The sequence below is a fragment of the Helicobacter pylori genome (assembly GCF_014497725.1).
In the GTDB taxonomy this organism is placed as follows: Bacteria; Campylobacterota; Campylobacteria; order Campylobacterales; family Helicobacteraceae; genus Helicobacter; species Helicobacter pylori_DE.
In genome coordinates, this window is record NZ_JACTGF010000003.1 from 1 (window position 1) to 18,594 (window position 18,594).

Consider the following 18,594-nt stretch of genomic DNA (forward strand, 5'->3'; position numbering starts at 1 on the left):
ACTATCAAGGCGTATATAGAAAATCAAGGTTAGTTTCACTGAAGGTTTTTATATAGTTCCTAGCGGAACTAAAGCATTCATCCCAAACACTAAAGATATTTGGGATTTCTGCTTGGGGGGTTTAAAAAATTTCTAGAAATTTTTGTTTCTTTTTATCAAAATCAGTCTCTGGGATCAAAGCTTGCACAAGGCCATAAAAAGCCATTTGGGCACTCACTGCTTTATAGCCCTTGTAGTGTTTGCCTAAAATGTTTTTCATTTCTTTATTTAAAATTTTTAAGCTTTCTTTTTCGTCATTAATAAGCTTATCTTTTAAGGCTCTTGGGCTATTAATCGGTTTGTTGAAAATCGTCCATACCTCTGTTTGCGAATCAAGCTGTCTTTGGATTTTTTCAATCGTTCCCCTTTTCCCTTCTTCTCCTTTTTGCGGAGGATTAGGCGTTTTGGTAACATAAAAAATAGCATGGGCTTTTTGCGTTGCGTTAGAAATCTGATCAATCACTTTTTTTTCATTGCCTTCTATCCCTGGCACATCCAGCAAAATAAAGTTTTGATGGTTGTATTGGAAAGGATAAGATCGTGTTTTTAAAGTGAAATCGCTCCTCCCATCGCCTATAATCGCTCCATCTTGCAATGAATGGAGTTCGTTTAAAATAGCTTGTTTTTTGCGTTCATCATTTTGATAGTTGTTTTGGTAATTGGAATAAAGCCGCTTGAATCGTTCTTGTTGAACTACTTTACTTTGTTCTTTAAAAAACATCCTCAAACATTACAATAAGGGTTGATTTCCCCGCACCGGTTTCCCCATAAAAAGCAATGGTAAAATTTTCCCACTCTTCATTATTTTTCAAGCTTTCAAGCTCTTTTAAACTTTCACGCTCTAATTTTTGAAACAACTCCAACGCTTCTTGGTTGAATCGCTTCAGTTTTTCATCTTTGTCATCAGCGTTTTTGAAGATATTTTGAAGATCTTTAATGCTCTTTTCTACGCCAAGATAAATGCTTTCATTTTGCCTGCCTCAAGCGGATTTTTCTCGTGCATTCTAACAAAAAAAAAAAAAAAAAACGCAAACCCCCACGCTCTAACTACGCTCTAGCCGTGCTTTTAGCCTTATGGCTAGCTTTTAAAAAGGGCTTAAAACCTTAGCGAGTAAGATATTGTCTTTAAACGCGCTAGGCATAATCGTGTAATGCCCGGGTTTTAAAGGGGTGGTTAAGGCGCTGTCATTGATTAAAATTTCCCCATCCACTTCAGGCGCCCACCTGAGATCCCTTGCTTTGTAAAAATACTCGCCCTCTTTATGTTCCACTAACGCCTTAATGGGCTTATTCAACAAAGCCTTAAAAGAATGGTTTTGGTGTTTTAAAGCGATTTTATTCAAGGCTTTAATGCGGGCGTTGATGGTTTTTTTAGGCACTTTCTCTAAAGAATAGGCATGCGTGTTTTCTTCAGCGCTGAAAGCAAAAATATTCAATCTATCAAACCGGAACTCGTCTAAAAACATGCTCAATTCTTCAAATTCGCCCTCATTCTCTTCTGGATGCCCTACAATGATCGTGCTTCTGATAAAGCTTTCTTTAACCTGCTTCATGGCGTTTAAAAGCTTTAAATGGTGCGCTTGGCTGGAGTTGCGACGCATTTTTTTAAGCATAGAGTCGCTGATATGCTGGATGGGCATGTCAAAATAATTTTGAAAAACGGGCGAGTCTTCAATCGCGCCAATCAGATCTAAAGTGGTGCTAGAGGGGTAGAGGTATAAAATTCGAGCGCTCTTTAAGGCTTGTTGCTTGTCAATCGCTCTAATGAGCTGGATCAAGCCGTCTTTTTGCCCCTTATCGTATAAAAATGAACTAGAGTCTTGAGCGATAAAAGTCATATCCTTATAGCCTTTAAGGGCTAGATCTTCTACTTCTTTCAAAATAGAGTCTAATTCCCTGCTTTGTAATTTTCCCTTAAAGCTAGGGATAGCGCAAAAAGAGCATTTTTGGTTACAACCCTCAGAAATTTTAACGTAAGCATGCACGCTCGATCCCGTGATAATGCGCGCGTTATAATGTTCGCTTAAAAACACTTGCTCGCTGAACTGGTTTTGTTTTTTAGCGATCAAAATATCAATCTTGTCATAATCCCCCACGCCGGTAAAAATATCCACTTCAGGGATCAACTCTTTGATTTCATCTTTATAGCGCTCGCTCAAGCACCCGCTCGCAATCAAAATCGCCCCCTCTTTTTTGTCTTTGGCGGCGTTGAGAATGGTTTGGATACTCTCTTGTTTAGCGCTTTCAATAAAACCGCAAGTGTTGATCAAAATCACATCAGCGCTCTTAGCGTCATTAGTGAGCGTGTAATTATAAAGCTTGCCTAACATCACCTCTGAATCCACCAAGTTTTTAGAGCAACCTAATGAGATCAGGCAGAGTTGTTTGTTTTCTTTAATTTGCATGTTAATGGCTTTTTAAGTTTTTCAAATCCACTTCCCAAAAGAAATCAATCCATTCAGGAGCGTCTTTTAAAAACGCATCGGCTTTGTATTTCGCGCTTGTCTTTTGGAACAAACTCGCGCTATAAAACTTTTTATTAGGGTGTTTGTCTTGCAGCACTTTAAGCACCGCTTCTAAAGAATTACCGCTATCTACGATTTCATCTACCACCAAAATGGTTTTTAGACGCTCTTTAATCGTGGGGATATTTTCAATTTTTAGGGCGTTTTGTTGCTTGGTGGTGTCATAAGAAATCGCATTGATGCTATAAACTTCCCTTAAATTCCAATGCAAACTCAAAAAATGCGTCAAAGTCATGCCCCCTCGCATCACGCACACAAGGGATTCTGGGACACCGCAAATTCGCTCCACTTGTTTAGCTAACTCCAGGCTGTCTTTCAAAAAGGCTTCATAAGAATAATGCATTATAGTCCTTAAATTTCATAATATTGCTTCAAAAAAGTTGCGTTCGCCACGCCATCAAATTCCCTTAAATCCAAGTCGTTTAAGGCTAATTCTAGGGCGTTTAAGGCGTAGGCGGTTTTATAAACAGGAATGATCCCCATGTGGTTGATGCGAATGAGTGCGTCTTTATAAGGCTCTTGACCGCCCGCAAATTGCACCTGGTATTTTTCTTTCAAAAGGTTTTTTAATTCTTTGGCATGCTCGCTAACAATCGTTGTCATGCTCAAGCTCGGGCTTTTAGGGAAAATCTTTAAACCTAGCGCTAAAACAGCTTTTTGAGTGGCTAAAGCGACTCGTTTAGTCTCCTTATAAAGCGCTTCAAAGCCCCCTAAATTTTGCACCAATTCAAAATAGCGCTGCAACCCTAAAGTGTGTAAAATAGGAGCGGTGTAGCTTGTGGTGTTGTTTTTTTGGTTTTTCAATTCGCTCTTCAAATTGAAATAAAACCCCACATTGCGTTCTTCTATGCGATCAATCGCCTTTTGGCTCAATGCGATTAAGCTCATCGCAGGGGGTAGCATGAACGCTTTTTGACTCCCTCCAATGAGTGCATCAACATGCGTTATTTCTAAAGGCTCAACCCCTAAAGCGGTGATCGCATCTACTATCACAAAAACATTTGGGTTAGTTTCTTTAATGGCTTGAGCGATTTTTTCTACAGGGTGTCTTAACCCCCCACTAGACTCGCATGCTTGAATGCAAAACGCATCAATGTTAGGGTTGGCTTTAAGCGCGTTTAATATTTTATCCACTTGAGCCGGTGTGTCCCATTCATAAACTAATTCATGAGCTTTGATAAAATGGGCTTTAGCGATCTTGCCAAACCTTTCGCCAAACTTGCCCGCATTAACAAACAGCAACTCTTTTTGACATAAGGAAATCACACTCGCTTCCATAGCCCCCGTCCCGCTGCTGCTTAAAAGCAAAACTTCTTCTAAACCGGTCATTTTTTTAAGATTTTCTCGCACGCTTTGGAAAATCTTTTCAAAATCTTTAGTGCGGTGGTGGGGCATTGGCTGAGAAAAGCTTGAGCGCATCTCTTCATTAATGGCTACAGGGCCTGGAGTGAAAAGCAACATTTTAAAATTAACCTTTAATTTTTGAGAGAATTTAAAAGGTATCATACTAAAACGCGCTTAAAATTAAGCCTTATTGTTCAATAAATTCGCTTTTTAATGCAAATAAAATGCTAAAATGCCATGATTTAAAAAGAATTTAAGGCAATGATTGGATAAATTTGGTTGGCGTGCGTGTTTTCTAACCCTTTTTTTTAGCGGGTATTCTAAAAAAGCTCCTGGAACGATAGGGAGTTTGGTGGCGTTGTTATTAGGCTTACCCATTTTAGCTTTTTCGGCTAACACTTTGTTTTTAGGGGCGATTTTTGTTGGGCTTATCGCTATTACTCAAATAGACAAGGAAGAAGAAGAGAGTAAGAGGCATGACAGCTCTTACATTGTGATAGACGAGTTAGTGGGCATGTGGCTTGCGATGGCGATTAGCGGGTTATCGTTAGCGGGTGTGGTTTTGAGTTTTATCTTTTTTAGGATCTATGATATCACTAAACCCTCACTCATTGGCAAAATAGACAAAGAAGTTAAAGGGGGTTTAGGGGTTGTGGCTGATGACGCATTAGCGGGTGTTTTAGCCGGCTTGAGCGCGTTATTAGTCATCCATATTTTAGGATTTTTTAACATTAAACTTTAATTTTAAGAAAATTCAAAAGCCTTTTTTTAGGTAAATGTAGATAGACTTTATTGCAATCGTTTTTAGGGAGTTTGATCGTGGAGTTTTGCGTTTTATTTGGTGGGGCGAGTTTTGAGCATGAAATCAGCATTGTGAGCGCGATCGCGCTTAAAGAAGTGTTAAAGGATAGGATTAAATATTTTATTTTTTTAGATGAAAACCATCATTTTTATTTGATTGAAGCATCTAACATGCATTCAAAATACTTCGCTCAAATCAAAGAAAAAAAATTACCCCCCCTAATCCTTACGCATAATGGCTTGCTCAAAAACTCGTTTTTAGGCGCTAAGATTATAGAACTGCCACTAGTAATCAATCTCGTGCATGGGGGCGATGGCGAAGACGGGAAATTAGCGAGCTTGTTAGAATTTTATCGTATCGCTTTCATAGGCCCTAGGGTTGAAGCGAGCGTGCTGAGTTATAACAAATATTTAACCAAGCTTTACGCTAAAGATTTAGGGGTAAAGACTTTAGATTATGTTCTTTTGAATGAAAAAAACCGCGCTAACGCCTTGGATTTGATTGGGTTTAATTTCCCTTTCATTGTCAAACCCAGTAACGCTGGGAGCTCTTTAGGGGTGAATGTTGTGAAAGAAGAAAAAGAATTAAATTACGCTTTAGACAGCGCGTTTGAATATTCTAAAGAAGTTTTAATAGAGCCTTTCATTCAGGGCGTGAAAGAATACAATTTAGCCGGTTGTAAGATCAAAAAGGATTTTTGTTTTTCCTATATTGAAGAGCCTAACAAACAGGAATTTTTAGATTTCAAACAAAAATATTTGGATTTTTCACGCACCAAAGCCCCTAAAGCGAACCTTTCTAACGCCCTAGAAGAACAACTAAAAGAGAATTTTAAAAAACTCTATAACGATTTGTTTGATGGTGCGATCATCCGTTGCGATTTTTTTGTCATAGAAAATGAAGTGTATCTTAATGAGATCAACCCCATTCCTGGCAGTTTGGCCAATTATTTGTTTGATGATTTTAAAACAACGCTAGAAAATTTAGCGCAATCGTTACCCAAAACCCCTAAAATCCCAATCAAAAACTCTTATTTGTTGCAAATCCAAAAGAATAAGTAATGGCCAAACGCAGTATCGCTTATTTGGATAGCGTTTTTGACATTTCCTACACTTTTATAGACCACCATAGCCCTTTAAACGCCTTGTTTTTGCATGGTTGGGGGAGTTCTAAAGAAGTGATGCAACAAGCGTTTCAAGGCTGTTTTTTGAATTACAACCATTTGTATGTGGATTTACCCGGTTTCAATCAAAGCCCTAACGATGAAAAAGTTTTAGAAACTAAAGATTATGCTAATATCATCAATTTATTCTTAAAAAGCGTGGGTAAAAAAGCGCATGTCGTTTTTGGGCATAGCTTTGGAGGGAAAGTAGCGATCTTGTGTGAAAACGAACGCATTGTTTTATTGAGCAGCGCAGGGATCTTAGAGCCAAAACCCTTAAAAGTGCGTTGTAAAATCCTTTTAGCTAAAATCTTTAAAAAATTAGGCTTGAATTTAGGGTTTTTGAGGAGTAAGGACGCTATGGGGCTTAATCAAGCGATGTATGAAACCTTTAAAAAAGTAGTTAGCGAAGACTTTAGTGATCATTTCAAACGATGCGAGAAAGAAGTTTTATTATTTTGGGGTAAAGATGATAAAGCAACCCCCTTAAGCTCCGCTCAAACAATGCGAACCTTATTGAAAAAGAGCGAATTATTCGTGTTAGAAGGGGATCATTTCTTTTTTTTAAACCAAGCAAAAGAGATTGAAAAACTAGTGGAGAAATATCATCATGCAAAGTCTTAGTTGGCTGAATTTAGCGTTTCGTTGGCTCTTTATAACAGGGCTTGGCTATTATATGATGACTTTATTGCAATGGTATCATTACAGCGTGTTTAGGATCTTAACCAAACACCACAAGATGCGTTGGCATGGGATTTATTTTTTATTGCCTTTAGGGGTGTTTATCCTATCGTATGCTTTCAAAATGCCGTTTGTTTTTGATTTCTTTTGCGGCGTGATTCAAATGCCCATGCTCATTATCTGGGCCAAACGCAACGACAAGCCTTTAGTTTTCACGCCAAGGGTGAAGCGCTTTTTCATATTCTTATTACTCTTTTTAATCTTGCATGAAATCTTAAACACAGAATTAGCCCCTTTAAATGGGATTTCGCTCGCGCTGGGCTATTTGTGCTTGTTCATACTCGTTTTAAGCGCTTCTTTAATCTTTGAAAAAGTCCTATCCAAGCAGTATTTGCAAACCGCTAAAGATAAAATCGCCTCTTTAAAAAATTTAAAAGTCATCGCCATTACCGGAAGCTTTGGGAAAACCAGCACTAAAAATTTCTTGCATCAAATCTTACAAACCCAATTCAACGCGCATGCAAGCCCCAAAAGCGTCAATACCCTTTTAGGCATTGCGAACGATATTAACCAGAATTTAGACGATAGGAGTGAAATCTATATCGCTGAAGCCGGGGCAAGGAATAAGGGCGATATTAAAGAAATCACCCGTCTCATTGAGCCGCACCTTGCCGTGGTCGCAGAAGTGGGCGAACAGCATTTAGAATATTTTAAAACTTTAGAAAATATTTGCGAGACTAAGGCGGAATTATTGGATTCCAAACGCTTAGAAAAAGCCTTTTGCTATTCTGTGGAAAAAATCAAACCCTACATCTCTAAAGATAGCCCTTTAACAGACATTTCTAGCCTGGTTAGAAACGTCCAATCCACTTTAAAAGGCACTTCTTTTGAAACGCTTATCGATGGCGTTTGGGAAAGATTTGAAACGAAGGTTTTAGGGGAATTTAGCGCTTACAATATCGCTTCAGCCATTTTAATCGCTAAGCATTTAGGCTTAGAGACAGAAAGGATCAAACGGCTTGTTTTAGAACTCAACCCTATTGCCCATCGTTTGCAACTTTTGGAAGTGAATCAAAAAATCATCATAGACGATAGCTTCAATGGGAATTTAAAGGGCATGTTAGAGGGCATTCGTTTAGCGAGCTTGTATGAAGGGCGTAAAGTCATTGTAACACCGGGATTAGTGGAAAGCAATACAGAAAGTAATGAAACTTTAGCGCAAAAAATAGACGGGGTTTTTGATGTCGCTATTATCACAGGGGAGTTGAATTCCAAAACGATTGCTTCACAATTGAAAACCCCCCAAAAAATCTTACTCAAGGATAAGGCGCAATTGGAAAATATCTTACAAGCCACCACGATTCAAGGCGATTTGATTTTATTCGCTAATGACGCCCCTAATTACATTTAGGAAATGAACATGCAACATTTATACGCCCCTTGGCGCGAAAGTTATTTGAAAGAGAAAAATAAGGGTTGTGTCTTTTGTGAAATTTCTCAAAACCCTACAAAAGATTCAGAAAACAGAGTGCTTTATAGAAATAGCGATCTCTTCGTCGTGATGAACGCCTACCCTTATAACCCAGGGCATTTGTTGATCATTCCCCATGCGCACAAGGCGAGCGTTGAACTTTTAGAGCTTAATACTTGGCTCAATATGAATGCATTAGCACCTAAAGCGTTAAAAGCGTTGTATGCTTATGGCGCTCAAGGGATTAATTTAGGTTTGAATTTGCACAGAAGTGCCGGAGCAGGGATTCCTGAGCATTTGCACATGCATTTAGTGCCTAGGTTTTTAGGCGATAGCAATTTTATGAGCGTTATCGCTCAAACCAGGGTGTGCGGGATTGATTTAAATGAAACCTATCTTACCTTAAAAAACTTATTAGAAAAGGAGCTTGGTTGAAAACAAACGCTTTTAGTTTGGGTGCGCTACAATTGATTTTAATTCATTTTAGGGAGTGTAAGCGATGAAGGCGCGTGGGTTTAAGACAAAGATGCGTGGTTTTAAGATTTTTTCAGGGAGTGCTCACCCTGCATTTGGCAAAGAAGTGTCAAAGCATTTAGGCTTTCCCTTATCCAAAGCGGTGATAGGCAAATTCAGCGATGGCGAAATCAATATCCAAATCAGCGAATCGGTGCGCGGTAAGGATATTTTTATCATCCAGCCCACTTGCGTGCCGGTCAATGACAATTTAATGGAATTGTTAGTCATGGTAGATGCTTTAAGGCGCAGTTCGGCCAATTCTATCACAGCGGTGTTGCCGTATTTTGGCTATGCCAGACAGGACAGAAAAGCGGCTCCAAGAGTGCCTATCACGGCTAAAATGGTCGCTAATTTGATGCAAGAAGTGGGGATTGAAAGGATCATTACGATGGATTTGCATGCCGGGCAGATCCAAGGATTTTTTGATGTGCCGGTGGATAATTTATACGGATCTATCGTTTTTAGAGACTATATCCGCTCTAAAGCGTTAAAAAACCCTATAATCGCCAGCCCTGATGTGGGTGGGGTTACAAGGGCTAGGTATTTTGCCAATCAAATGGGGTTAGATTTAATCATCGTGGATAAGCGCCGTGAAAAAGCTAATGAAAGCGAAGTGATGAATATTATCGGCTCAGCCAAGGAGCGCGATGTGATTTTAGTGGATGATATGATTGATACCGCAGGCACGATCTGTAAAGCCGCTTTGGCTTTAAAAGAACAAGGGGCGACTTCTGTCATGGCGTTAGGCACGCATGCGGTTTTGAGTGGGAATGCGATCAAGCGCATTAAAGAAAGCGCGTTAGATGAAGTGGTGGTAACTAACTCTATCCCTTTAGTTCAAAAATGCGATAAAATCACCACTTTAAGCGTAGCACCCTTATTTGCGGAAGTGATCAGAAGGATTTATCATAACGAAAGCGTCCAATCGCTTTTCACTTAAAAAAGGAGCAGTTGAAAAGGAGGCGGTTAAAAAAATGATAAAAAGTGGGAGTGGTGGATTCTGTAGGACTTGAACCTACGACCAATCGGTTATGAGCCGAGCGCTCTGACCAGCTGAGCTAAGAATCCAAAATTCCCAAAGGATGGTTTGCTATTGTATCCAAAAATATAGCGAAAAGCAAGCAGGTTTTCTAGGATTGCAAACAGGATCATAAAAGTGATAAAACTGCTCCCCCCATAGCTGAATAAGGGTAAGGGAATCCCCACCACAGGGGCTAACCCTAAAGTCATGGCGATATTCACGCTGGAATAAACAAAGATTAAAATAGAAATCCCAAGGGCTACAATCTTTAAAAACCAATCGCTGTTGCTCTCAAACAGATAAAAAAATAAATGCAAACTCAAGCCTATATAAATCGCAAAAAGCAACATAGCCCCTAGAAACCCGAAACGCTCCACGAAGTAAGCAAAGATAAAATCGCTCGTTGCAATAGGCAAGAATTTGAATTTGGTTTGTGTGCAAGCTTCTTTAGATTTGCCTAAAAACCCGCCCGATCCTATAGCGATAATGGATTGCATGACATGGTAATTAGGCTTTTCAGAAAGGAAGTCTGCGATGCGCTTTTTTTGGTAATCGTGCAAAAAGTGATAAGCGATAGGCGAAGCCACTAAAAGAGCGATAAAAAGAGGGAGCCACACCCTAGTCCTTAAACCCACGATAAGTAAAATCCCAAAACCCATGATCAACACAATAAGAGCCGTGCCTAAATCAGGCTGTTTTAAAATCAAAGCCGCCGGTAAGCAAATATAACAACTAAGCTTTAAAAACATGCCCCAATCATAGCCCTTAAAAGGGGGCGGGTTTATTTTAATCAAATGCGCCAATAATAAAAGGATAGCGATTTTCACAGGCTCGCTGGGCTGTAAGGTGATAGAAGTGAAAGGAATGACTAGCCATCGCTGCGCCCCAAGCTTGCTCGATCCCATAAAATCCACTAACGCTAGTAAAATCACGCACGCCCAATAAAGCACAAAGAGCCACCGATCGAGCTTCCTGAAAGGGATAAAAAACACTACCCAAAAGAGAATAAACCCTATGGCATAATAAACCCCTTGTTTCAAGCTCAAAACCGCGCTGCTCTCAAAAATCAATAAAAAAGAAACCACCAACAAGGGGATGATAAACACAAAAGGCAAAAGATCAAAATGCATCCAAATCCTTTTGTCTAATGCCATGCGTTTTTCATAACCCCTAATCTTATTGTATTAATTTCTTGATTGTATCCAAATTAAGATAATTCTCCTTAAAGAGAGAGATTATCATGTCAACTTCACCAGGCAAATCCACTTCGCCTGTTTCATCGTTAAAGCACTTTTCTAGCACTTTCAAATAAGCAAACCCAATGCCTTCTGTGATAACCGCAGCGGTCGTTCCAGAAATTACAGCCCCCACAACACTCCCCGCACCAGGAATTAATTTGATCAAATTAGCAACAATCGTTTTTGCTGTTTGCCCAATAGCGGTAAAACCTAACAACCCTGTGAATAATGTCATGAACGCAGTGTTATCCAAACTCACTTCAAACGCCCTATTCATTTTATAAATCATCGTCATCTGAGCACCTGTAATAATGGGCATATCGCTAAAGGGTATAGGGCTAACTCCAGCCGCTCCAGCCGCTCCTGATGCAAGGTGGATAATGGTTTTACTTTCATCGATCATAGCTTGTTTTCTTTCTTGAATCTTAATTTTTTGAACACGCAAAAAATGGTTTCTCATAGCATCTGAAAGACATTTTTTTGTTTCATCTACCAATTCTTCTAAACCTTTAATAGGGATTTCTTTATCATCATCAGATAAATATTTAACCGAATTAACCCTCACATAAGCTCTGACAAAATCTTTAAACCCCCATTTTTCACCTATGATCTCTTTAGATTTTTGGACAAATGTATCGTACCTTTTGGCTGTGTTTGTAAAAACGACAATCGTTGGGATATTCCATTTTTTAGCGAAGCCTAATAACTCTCTTTCTCTTTCTTCAATCCTAGGATAAGACTCTAGAATGCACAAATACGCCATATGAATAATCTCTTCTTCAGCCTCTTTTTTATCATGTCCTTTTGAACGAGGAACTTCTTCCATTTTTTCTTTAATTCTTTTGCATGGTGTCGTGGTAACTTGCAGCTTCAATGCCTTTAGTGTCCCACAAAATCAAGCCTTTCTTTTCATCAATGAATTTTTCAAGATGCTGAGTGATAGGCTTTCCTACGCCTGCTTTAGCGATTTCTTTACCAAATAGAGCGTTAATGAGCGAGCTTTTACCCACCCCAGTACCCCCCATGAGCAAAATGTTCATGAACGGCATCTGTGTTGTTTCTTTAATATTGTCATACAATTTTCTTAGATCTAATTCCTTTGTTTCTTCATTGTATGCACCTTTTTTGGAATAGTTTTCGTTGTTTTCCATTATAAAACCCCTTTTAAAAATGATTTGAGCCACAAAATGTTGGCGTACCGATTATAGTGTATTCAAATAATGAAATAGGATTTTTTTAAGGTTTTGAGTAGAATAATGGTTTTTAAAAATGCAAAAAGAGTTTGAATGCAAAAAGTTTTCATCGCCCCTACCCATTACAAACGCATTGATGAATTTTTAGCCAAAGAATTGCAAATTTCTAAAAACCAGGTATTGAATTTGATTAAAGAAGGGTTAGTGTTTTGTCAAAAAAAGGAGGTTAAAAAAGGGGGGCTAGCCTTAAAAGAGGGCGATGAAATCACGCTTTTAACACCCAAAATCGCGCCCAAACCCTTAAAAAGAGGGCTTGATTTAGAAATAGAAGTCATTTTTGAAGATGAAGACTTGTTAGTGTTGAATAAGCCCCCTAATTTAGTCATCCATAAAGCCCCAAGCGTGAAAGAGCCTACTTTAGTGGATTGGTTAAAATCTCAAAATTACGAGCTTTCCAATCTTGGCTTAAAAGAGCGCTATGGGATTGTGCATCGTTTGGATAAGGATACGAGCGGAGGGATTGTCATCGCTAAAAACAATTTTACCCATGTTCATTTGAGCGAGCAACTCAAAACTAAAACAATGGGGCGCTACTATATCGCCTTGCTTTCAACCCCCTTAAAAGAAGAAAAAATGAGCGTGGAATGTTATTTGGCAAGAAACCCTAATAACCGCTTAAAAATGATAGCGCTCAAAGCGGCTAAAAAAGAAAAAAGCCGCTATTCTAAAAGCGAATTTACTAGCTTGCTGACTTCTCAAAATGGCATGGATTTGATAGGGGCTAAATTGTTCACCGGGCGCACGCACCAAATCAGAGCGCATTTAGAATATTTGAACAGACACATCATAGGCGATAACCTTTACGGGCTTAATGGGGTGCTTCCTAAAGAAGAAATAAGGATCATGCTGCATGCCTATTTGATAGAGTTCAAACACCCTAGAAGCGAGCAAAAACTGCGCTTTAAAGTTCCCCTATTAAAGGATATGTTAGAATATCTTAAAAAAGTTTTTGACAAGGAGAATTTAGATGAGGTCTTGGATGAAGAAAAAATACTTCACGCTTTTATTGCAAAGTAGTGTGGTATTAGCGGTTTTTATAGGGTGCTCTTCTACCAGGAATCATACTTTTTCAGCCCTTAATAATCAAGAAAATATAGACACTAAGCTTCCGGTAGTCCATTCTATTAAAACCATTAACGATGTGAGTTCAGTGGGTTTTGAATGGCCTAAAATCGCTGATACTTATGACATTGATGGGTTTATTTTGTATCGTTTGAAAAAAGACTCCAAGCTTAAAAGAATCGCCACGATTAAAAACCCTTATGCGACTCATTATTATGATGAGGGGCTAGAAACAGAGAGTTCTTACACTTACCAGCTCGCTACTTACAAGGGCGATAAAATCTCTAACCTTTCAGAGCCTGTTTTAGTAAAAACCTCTTTTATCAATCCTGTAGAAAGCGTTTTTGCAAGCCTTGAATACCCTAAAAGCGTGAAAGTCTTTTGGAGTCCGCACCCTAACCCTAGCGTTTCTAAATACATCATTCAAAGGCAGAATAAAGACGGCAAATTTTTAAATGTAGGGGCTGTAAAAAACCGCTTATTCGTGGAGTTTTTTGATAAAGATTTAGAAGATGGGCAAAAATACCGCTACCAAGTCATCGCCGAAAATTTCATGGGGGATAAATCCAGGCCTAGCGTCATAGTGGAGGGGAAAACCAAAGACTTGCCCAAAGAAATCGCTAACGTTAGAGTGAGCCAAAACCTCACGCGACAAATTGAATTGAGTTGGGACAAATCCCCCGAAGAAGATGTGATAGCTTATCGCATTTACGCTTCCAATAACCGCAACGATAAATACAAATTCATCGCTCAAACCACCAACACTTCCTATGTGGATAAAATAGAAAAAGACAACCTCACTCGTTATTATAAAGTCGTCGCCCTTGATAAAACGCATCTTGAAGGGGCATTACCCAAAGAGCCTGCAATGGGTGAGACCGCTGACAGACCCGAAGCCCCTATCATCACTAAAGGGACTATTCAAGATTCTTCAGCCTTTATCCAATGGGAAAATAACCCAAGCGCTAAAATAGCCACCTATGCGGTGTATCGTTTTGAAGCCAATTCTAAAACCCCTTTGCGTTTTGGGAATATCACCAAAAACCAATTCGTGGATAAGGACATGAAAGTGGGCGTGGCTTACCGCTATCAAGTGGTGAGCGTGGATAAAGATGGTTTAGAGTCGCACCCCAGCAAAGAAGTGCGTTTGTTTTTAGAGCGCTAAAAGGGTTTTAATGTCCCATTTTTTAGCCAAGCTAGACTCCAAGCCTTTAGAATACCCCTTAATTGCAGGGGATTTTTGTTTTCATAAGGAATTTTTAAGCTTAAAAAACCCCACTAAAAGCTGTGTGTATGCGAGTTTTAAGGATCATATTTTTTTATTGCAAAAAATCCGGCGAGCGAATGATTTTTTGATCAAAAGCGAAAAAGCAACGCCCTTAAAACGAGAGATTTTAAAACAAGCTTTAAGGATTTATTCGCAATCTTTTGAAGTCATTTCGCATAATTTGCAAGAAAATTCTAAACATGCGAGCGGAAAAAAAGCCCTTGATTTAGGAACTTTTGAAGACTTTATTCAAAGAAATCAAGCCCCTATTTTAGTAGAAATTGGTTTTGGGAGTGGGAGGCATTTGATAGAATTAGCCAAAAACAACCCCACTAAAACATGCTTAGGGATAGAGATTCACACCCCCTCTATCGCGCAAGCGTTAAAGCAAATGGAGTTGTTAGATTTAAAAAATCTGCACATCTTGCAAGGCGATGGCCGTTTAATTTTAGAGAGCATGCCAAATCACAAATGCGAAAAAATTTTTGTGCATTTCCCTGTGCCATGGAATGATAAAAAACACCGCCGAGTGCTAAGCGAAAAGTTTTTAAACGAAGCTTTAAGAGTTTTAAAACCTAAAGGGTTTTTGGAATTACGAACCGATGATAGCCTTTATTTTGAAGACAGCCTAAAATTAGCCCTAAAAAACTTTCAATGCGAGATAGAAATCAAAAAAAACGCTCAAATACCGGTTGTCAGCAAGTATGAAGCGCGTTGGAACAAACTCAAAAAAGATATTTATGATTTAAGAATTTATTCTTTAGAATTGGATGAAACCCCTTTTGATAACCATGCATTTGATTTTTCTTTTGATACAATAACAATGAGTAAAAAGAGCGTTAAAACGATTTTAAAAACCCCAAAAATCATCCAAGAGGGGTATTTTGTGCATGTTTGCAATATCTATGAAAATAAGGGGGATTTTTTAGTGGAATTGAGCATGGGGGATTTTGATTGGCCTGTGCGTTTGTTTGTTTTATTGGCAGAAAATAAGCTTTTTTATCTCAATAAAAGCCCCTTAAAAACCTTAAACAACCACAAAGCGCACCTTTTGCTTCAAAATATCCTAAGCCAAAAGGGAATTGGATGAGTGTGATCATCGCAGCGAATAATCTATGCTTACAATACCAGCAAAACGAGCCGGTCATTAAACATGCCAATTTACGCATCAAACGAAAAGACTTTGTGTTCATTTCAGGGCCTAGCGGGAGCGGTAAAAGCACGCTTTTGCGCTCGTTTTATGGGGATTTGAAGGTTTTTAGCGGTAAATTAGAAGTTTGCAATACCAACATGAATAACGCTTCAAAATCAACGATTTTAGATTTACGTAAAAATATTGGCGTGGTTTTCCAAGATTATAAACTGATCCAAGATTACACGATTGAGCAAAACATCAAACTACCGATGGTGATTTGTGGCGTTAAAAAAGAAGAATGCCACTTGCAGCTAGAAAAACTTTTAGGGCATATTGATTTACGCCATAAGGCTAACCGCTACCCCAAAGAGCTCAGTGGGGGCGAACAACAGCGAGTGGCTATGGCTAGGGCTATGGCGAACTGCCCTGAACTCATTTTAGCCGATGAACCTACCGGGAACTTAGACGATTATTCTAGCGATAAAATCTGGAGCTTATTAAGGGGCATGAACACGCAATTAAACGCTACGATCGTGGTGGTTACGCACAAATTCCCTAAAAATTTTAGCGCTTATCACCGAAAATTTTACATAGAAGAGGGGGAAGTTTATGAATACTCTTAAAAAGCATTTAGCCTTTATCATTCCCCTAGTGGCGTTATTGTTTAGCTTGGAGTGTGTGTTGTTTATCAATCAAGCGATCGAACAGAAAGAAAAAAAATTGATTGAAGATTATTCAATCGTGTTGGCTAGCACGCAAAAATTAGGCTTGGAATTGTTGCGTCAAAATTTTAACGAAATCATAGCGTTAAAAGAGATTGATCCTAATTATTCTTTAGAACCTCTTCAAAAAACTTTAGGCACAGACGGGCTTAAGGAATTAAGGAAAAATTTACCCTTTTTTTATTCTTTACAACTTTCCACATTCCCCACTCAAGAGCGTTTAGAAAACATTAAAGAAAAATTGCTCAAAATCCCTGGCGTTCAAAAAGTTGAAGTCTTTGCCAAAACTTACATGCAAGTGTATGATCTCTTAAGCTTGATTAAAGCCACGATTTATGTCTTTGCGTTAGTGGTCTTTGTTTTATCGGTTTTATTGATGTTCAAGCAAGTCCGCATCTGGATCTATCAATACCATGAGAGGTTAGAGATCATGGATTTATTAGGGGCTTCGGTGTCTTTTAAAAACGGGTTTTTGTATAGAATAGCTTTAATGGATTCTCTAATCGCTAGCTTTTTAGCCCCCATGTTCATGCTTTATATCACTTCGCAAAAAGGTTTTGAAAGAACAATGGATACTTTGGGTATTATAGGAGACGCGTTTGTTTTAAACCATTTTTTATGGGGACTACTTTTTAGCCTTGTAGTCTCATTTGTTTCTGTTTTACTTGTAGCTTGGAGGACTAGGCATGTATAAATTAGGAATATTTTTGTTAGCCATCTTACTATCAGCTAACACGCAAAAAGTGAGCGATATTGCTAAAGACATTCAACACAAAGAAACCCTTTTAAAAAAAACCCATGAAGAAAAAAACCAACTAAACAGCCGTTTGAGTTCTTTAGGCGAAGCGATCCGCTCTAAAGAGCTTCAAAAGGTTGAGATTGAGCGCCAAATGGCCGCCTTAAAAAAGAGTCTTGAAAAAAATCGTAACGAAAGTTTGGCTCAAGAAAAAGTCCTAACCAACTACCGCAAGTCTTTAGATCATTTGCAAAAACAACGATCGTTTTTACAAAAGAGGGTGTTTGATACGCTTTTAGAGGATTTTCTTTTTTCACAAGCCTTAAAGGGGCAGAATTTAGCCTCTTCTAATGATGTGATTTTACAAGTAGCGTTTGAAAACTTGCACCAAAGCACTCTGTCTAAAATGTCGCAACTAAGCCAAGAAGAAAAGGAGCTCAATGTGCAAGCTTTAAAAGTCAAAAACAGCATTCAAAAAATCTCATCTGTCATAGATGAGCAAAAAACTCGTGAATCAACCTTAAAATCCTTGCAAACCGAACAAAATAAGCTCATTTTGAGCATGCAAAAAGATTACGCGATCTATAACCAACGGCTAACCCTTTTAGAAAAAGAGCGCCAGAATTTAAACGCCCTTTTAAAACGCTTGAATATCATCAAACAAAATAGAGAAAATGAAGAAAAAGTCAGTTTGAAAAAATCTTCTCAAGCTTTAGAAGTCAAACAAGTGGCTAGCTCTTATCAAAACATCAACACCACGAGCTATAACGGGCCAAAAACGATCGCTCCCTTGAACGATTATGAAGTGGTGCAAAAATTTGGCCCCTATATTGACCCAGTTTATAATTTAAAAATTTTTAGCGAGTCTATCACGCTAGTGTCAAAAACCCCAAACGCTTTGGTGCGTAACGTTTTAGACGGGAAAATCGTGTTCGCTAAAGAAATCAACATGCTTAAAAAAGTCGTTATCATTGAGCATAAAAACGGCATCCGCACGATTTATTCTCAATTGGATAAAATCGCCCCCACCATTAAAAGCGGCATGCGGATCCAAAAAGGCTATGTTTTAGGGCGCATTGAGCAACGCTTGGGTTTTGAAGTAACCATGAAAGAAAAACACATCAACCCCTTAGAACTCATCGCACGCAATTAAGATTTAACAAATCGTCTTTTTGCCGATATTAGCTAAAGAATTTAACAAACAAAGAAATAGTTACATTTATTAGGCATGGAAAAATTTGGAGGTTTTTATGGTCAATGAAGTTCAAGGGATTGGGATTCCCGCATCTCATGCAAGCGTTCAAACAACCCCCACAAAAGAGATCAGTCGCACAAATACGATAAACACTATTGATGAATCTAAAACAACGATAGACCCTGAGCAATACAAACCCAAACTGGAATTATTGAGCGAGCGTCTGAATGAAGAAATGAAACGCATCGGCACGGATATTAATTTTAGTTATAACGATACGATCAAAGGGTTAGTGGTTTCAGTCAAAGACGCTAATGGGGATAAGGTGATAAGAGAAATACCCTCTAAAGAAGCCGTAGAGCTTATGCAAAGAATGCGCGATGTGATAGGCATTATCTTTGATGAAAAAGGCTAAAAATTAGAGG

18 protein-coding genes, 1 tRNA gene and 2 pseudogenes are annotated in these 18,594 nt (G+C 38.7%); 13 read left to right on the top strand and 8 right to left on the bottom strand.

Annotation, left to right across the window (positions count from 1 at the left end; all coding sequences use genetic code 11):
* Positions 1–124: 124 nt before the first annotated feature.
* The 4 genes and pseudogenes from H7N69_RS03520 to H7N69_RS03535 form a co-directional block, all read right to left on the bottom strand.
* Positions 125–1,001 (bottom strand): annotated as a pseudogene (locus H7N69_RS03520) (GTPase); the annotation flags it as partial.
* A gap of 123 nt (positions 1,002–1,124) precedes the next feature.
* Positions 1,125–2,444 carry a 30S ribosomal protein S12 methylthiotransferase RimO gene (gene rimO / locus H7N69_RS03525; RefSeq protein WP_033584348.1) on the bottom strand — a complete coding sequence of 440 codons (1,320 nt, stop codon included), beginning with the start codon at positions 2,442–2,444 and terminating at the stop codon, positions 1,125–1,127.
* A 1-nt stretch (position 2,445) separates the two neighbouring features.
* Positions 2,446–2,907 carry a phosphoribosyltransferase gene (locus tag H7N69_RS03530; protein WP_078261324.1) on the bottom strand — a complete coding sequence of 154 codons (462 nt, stop codon included), beginning with the start codon at positions 2,905–2,907 and terminating at the stop codon, positions 2,446–2,448.
* A gap of 8 nt (positions 2,908–2,915) precedes the next feature.
* On the bottom strand, positions 2,916–4,025 hold the full coding sequence (locus H7N69_RS03535; RefSeq protein WP_187884905.1) for a pyridoxal-phosphate-dependent aminotransferase family protein: 1,110 nt from the start codon (positions 4,023–4,025) through the stop codon (positions 2,916–2,918).
* Positions 4,026–4,173: 148 nt separating this feature from the next.
* Here H7N69_RS03535 and H7N69_RS03540 point away from each other — a divergent pair, with 148 nt between their 5' ends.
* The 6 genes from H7N69_RS03540 to H7N69_RS03565 all read left to right on the top strand — a co-directional run bounded on the left by H7N69_RS03540 (position 4,174) and on the right by H7N69_RS03565 (position 9,480).
* Positions 4,174–4,650: a phosphatidylglycerophosphatase A family protein gene (locus H7N69_RS03540; RefSeq protein WP_000357110.1), complete on the top strand. Its 477-nt coding sequence runs from the start codon at positions 4,174–4,176 to the stop codon at positions 4,648–4,650.
* A 77-nt stretch (positions 4,651–4,727) separates the two neighbouring features.
* A complete protein-coding gene (locus H7N69_RS03545) occupies positions 4,728–5,771 on the top strand; it encodes a D-alanine--D-alanine ligase (protein ID WP_187884906.1) in 1,044 nt (347 codons plus the stop codon).
* Positions 5,771–6,496, top strand: a complete 726-nt coding sequence (gene estV, locus H7N69_RS03550; protein ID WP_187884823.1) for a lipase EstV — start codon at positions 5,771–5,773, stop codon at positions 6,494–6,496. Before H7N69_RS03545 ends, estV begins: the two co-directional genes overlap by 1 nt.
* Entirely contained in the window at positions 6,483–7,964 is a 1,482-nt protein-coding gene (locus tag H7N69_RS03555) for a Mur ligase family protein (protein ID WP_187884824.1), read from the top strand. Before estV ends, H7N69_RS03555 begins: the two co-directional genes overlap by 14 nt.
* 9 nt (positions 7,965–7,973) lie before the next feature.
* Positions 7,974–8,459, top strand: a complete 486-nt coding sequence (locus H7N69_RS03560) for an HIT family protein (RefSeq protein ID WP_187884825.1) — start codon at positions 7,974–7,976, stop codon at positions 8,457–8,459.
* Positions 8,460–8,523: 64 nt separating this feature from the next.
* Entirely contained in the window at positions 8,524–9,480 is a 957-nt protein-coding gene (locus H7N69_RS03565) for a ribose-phosphate pyrophosphokinase (protein ID WP_000647439.1), read from the top strand.
* A 51-nt stretch (positions 9,481–9,531) separates the two neighbouring features.
* Here H7N69_RS03565 and H7N69_RS03570 read toward each other — a convergent pair.
* From H7N69_RS03570 to H7N69_RS07875, 4 genes and pseudogenes are all read right to left on the bottom strand, one after another.
* Positions 9,532–9,608: transfer RNA gene (locus tag H7N69_RS03570), tRNA-Ile, on the bottom strand.
* Positions 9,570–10,715 carry an FtsW/RodA/SpoVE family cell cycle protein gene (locus H7N69_RS03575; RefSeq protein ID WP_187884907.1) on the bottom strand — a complete coding sequence of 382 codons (1,146 nt, stop codon included), beginning with the start codon at positions 10,713–10,715 and terminating at the stop codon, positions 9,570–9,572. Before H7N69_RS03575 ends, H7N69_RS03570 begins: the two co-directional genes overlap by 39 nt.
* Positions 10,716–10,737: 22 nt before the next feature.
* Positions 10,738–11,526: a YcjF family protein gene (locus H7N69_RS08075; RefSeq protein WP_415751417.1), complete on the bottom strand. Its 789-nt coding sequence runs from the start codon at positions 11,524–11,526 to the stop codon at positions 10,738–10,740.
* Positions 11,509–11,983: pseudogene (locus H7N69_RS07875) on the bottom strand (GTPase); the annotation flags it as partial. The pseudogene H7N69_RS07875 and the gene H7N69_RS08075, both read right to left, overlap by 18 nt.
* Positions 11,984–12,085: 102 nt before the next feature.
* Between H7N69_RS07875 and H7N69_RS03585 the strand changes: the two are divergent.
* The 7 genes from H7N69_RS03585 to H7N69_RS03615 all read left to right on the top strand — a co-directional run bounded on the left by H7N69_RS03585 (position 12,086) and on the right by H7N69_RS03615 (position 18,584).
* Positions 12,086–13,069, top strand: a complete 984-nt coding sequence (locus H7N69_RS03585; RefSeq protein ID WP_187884826.1) for an RluA family pseudouridine synthase — start codon at positions 12,086–12,088, stop codon at positions 13,067–13,069.
* On the top strand, positions 13,032–14,279 hold the full coding sequence (locus H7N69_RS03590; RefSeq protein WP_187884908.1) for a fibronectin type III domain-containing protein: 1,248 nt from the start codon (positions 13,032–13,034) through the stop codon (positions 14,277–14,279). The genes H7N69_RS03585 and H7N69_RS03590 overlap by 38 nt, the downstream gene beginning before the upstream one ends.
* 10 nt (positions 14,280–14,289) lie before the next feature.
* A complete protein-coding gene (gene trmB / locus H7N69_RS03595) occupies positions 14,290–15,471 on the top strand; it encodes a tRNA (guanosine(46)-N7)-methyltransferase TrmB (protein ID WP_187884827.1) in 1,182 nt (393 codons plus the stop codon).
* Positions 15,468–16,139 (top strand): ABC transporter ATP-binding protein, encoded by a 672-nt coding sequence (locus tag H7N69_RS03600; protein ID WP_001950597.1) that lies wholly within the window; start codon positions 15,468–15,470, stop codon positions 16,137–16,139. Before trmB ends, H7N69_RS03600 begins: the two co-directional genes overlap by 4 nt.
* Positions 16,126–16,932: an FtsX-like permease family protein gene (locus tag H7N69_RS03605; protein ID WP_078258491.1), complete on the top strand. Its 807-nt coding sequence runs from the start codon at positions 16,126–16,128 to the stop codon at positions 16,930–16,932. The genes H7N69_RS03600 and H7N69_RS03605 overlap by 14 nt, the downstream gene beginning before the upstream one ends.
* Positions 16,925–18,127, top strand: coding sequence for a murein hydrolase activator EnvC family protein (locus H7N69_RS03610; protein ID WP_187884828.1), 1,203 nt, complete (start codon positions 16,925–16,927; stop codon positions 18,125–18,127). Before H7N69_RS03605 ends, H7N69_RS03610 begins: the two co-directional genes overlap by 8 nt.
* Before the next feature lie 97 nt (positions 18,128–18,224).
* Positions 18,225–18,584, top strand: a complete 360-nt coding sequence (locus H7N69_RS03615; RefSeq protein WP_187884829.1) for a FlaG family protein — start codon at positions 18,225–18,227, stop codon at positions 18,582–18,584.
* Positions 18,585–18,594: the final 10 nt, after the last annotated feature.

Bases quoted from the DNA above. Each gene is read 5' to 3' on its own strand.
- H7N69_RS03605 (WP_078258491.1), top strand. From the start codon at position 16,126: ATGAATACTCTTAAAAAGCATTTAGCCTTTATCATTCCCCTAGTGGCG.
- H7N69_RS03575 (WP_187884907.1), bottom strand. From the start codon at position 10,715: ATGGCATTAGACAAAAGGATTTGGATGCATTTTGATCTTTTGCCTTTT.
- H7N69_RS03530 (WP_078261324.1), bottom strand. From the start codon at position 2,907: ATGCATTATTCTTATGAAGCCTTTTTGAAAGACAGCCTGGAGTTAGCT.
- H7N69_RS03600 (WP_001950597.1), top strand. From the start codon at position 15,468: ATGAGTGTGATCATCGCAGCGAATAATCTATGCTTACAATACCAGCAA.
- rimO (WP_033584348.1), bottom strand. From the start codon at position 2,444: ATGCAAATTAAAGAAAACAAACAACTCTGCCTGATCTCATTAGGTTGC.
- H7N69_RS03535 (WP_187884905.1), bottom strand. From the start codon at position 4,025: ATGTTGCTTTTCACTCCAGGCCCTGTAGCCATTAATGAAGAGATGCGC.
- H7N69_RS03585 (WP_187884826.1), top strand. From the start codon at position 12,086: ATGCAAAAAGTTTTCATCGCCCCTACCCATTACAAACGCATTGATGAA.
- H7N69_RS03560 (WP_187884825.1), top strand. From the start codon at position 7,974: ATGCAACATTTATACGCCCCTTGGCGCGAAAGTTATTTGAAAGAGAAA.
- H7N69_RS03565 (WP_000647439.1), top strand. From the start codon at position 8,524: ATGAAGGCGCGTGGGTTTAAGACAAAGATGCGTGGTTTTAAGATTTTT.
- trmB (WP_187884827.1), top strand. From the start codon at position 14,290: ATGTCCCATTTTTTAGCCAAGCTAGACTCCAAGCCTTTAGAATACCCC.
- H7N69_RS03615 (WP_187884829.1), top strand. From the start codon at position 18,225: ATGGTCAATGAAGTTCAAGGGATTGGGATTCCCGCATCTCATGCAAGC.
- H7N69_RS03555 (WP_187884824.1), top strand. From the start codon at position 6,483: ATGCAAAGTCTTAGTTGGCTGAATTTAGCGTTTCGTTGGCTCTTTATA.
- estV (WP_187884823.1), top strand. From the start codon at position 5,771: ATGGCCAAACGCAGTATCGCTTATTTGGATAGCGTTTTTGACATTTCC.
- H7N69_RS03590 (WP_187884908.1), top strand. From the start codon at position 13,032: ATGAAGAAAAAATACTTCACGCTTTTATTGCAAAGTAGTGTGGTATTA.
- H7N69_RS03610 (WP_187884828.1), top strand. From the start codon at position 16,925: ATGTATAAATTAGGAATATTTTTGTTAGCCATCTTACTATCAGCTAAC.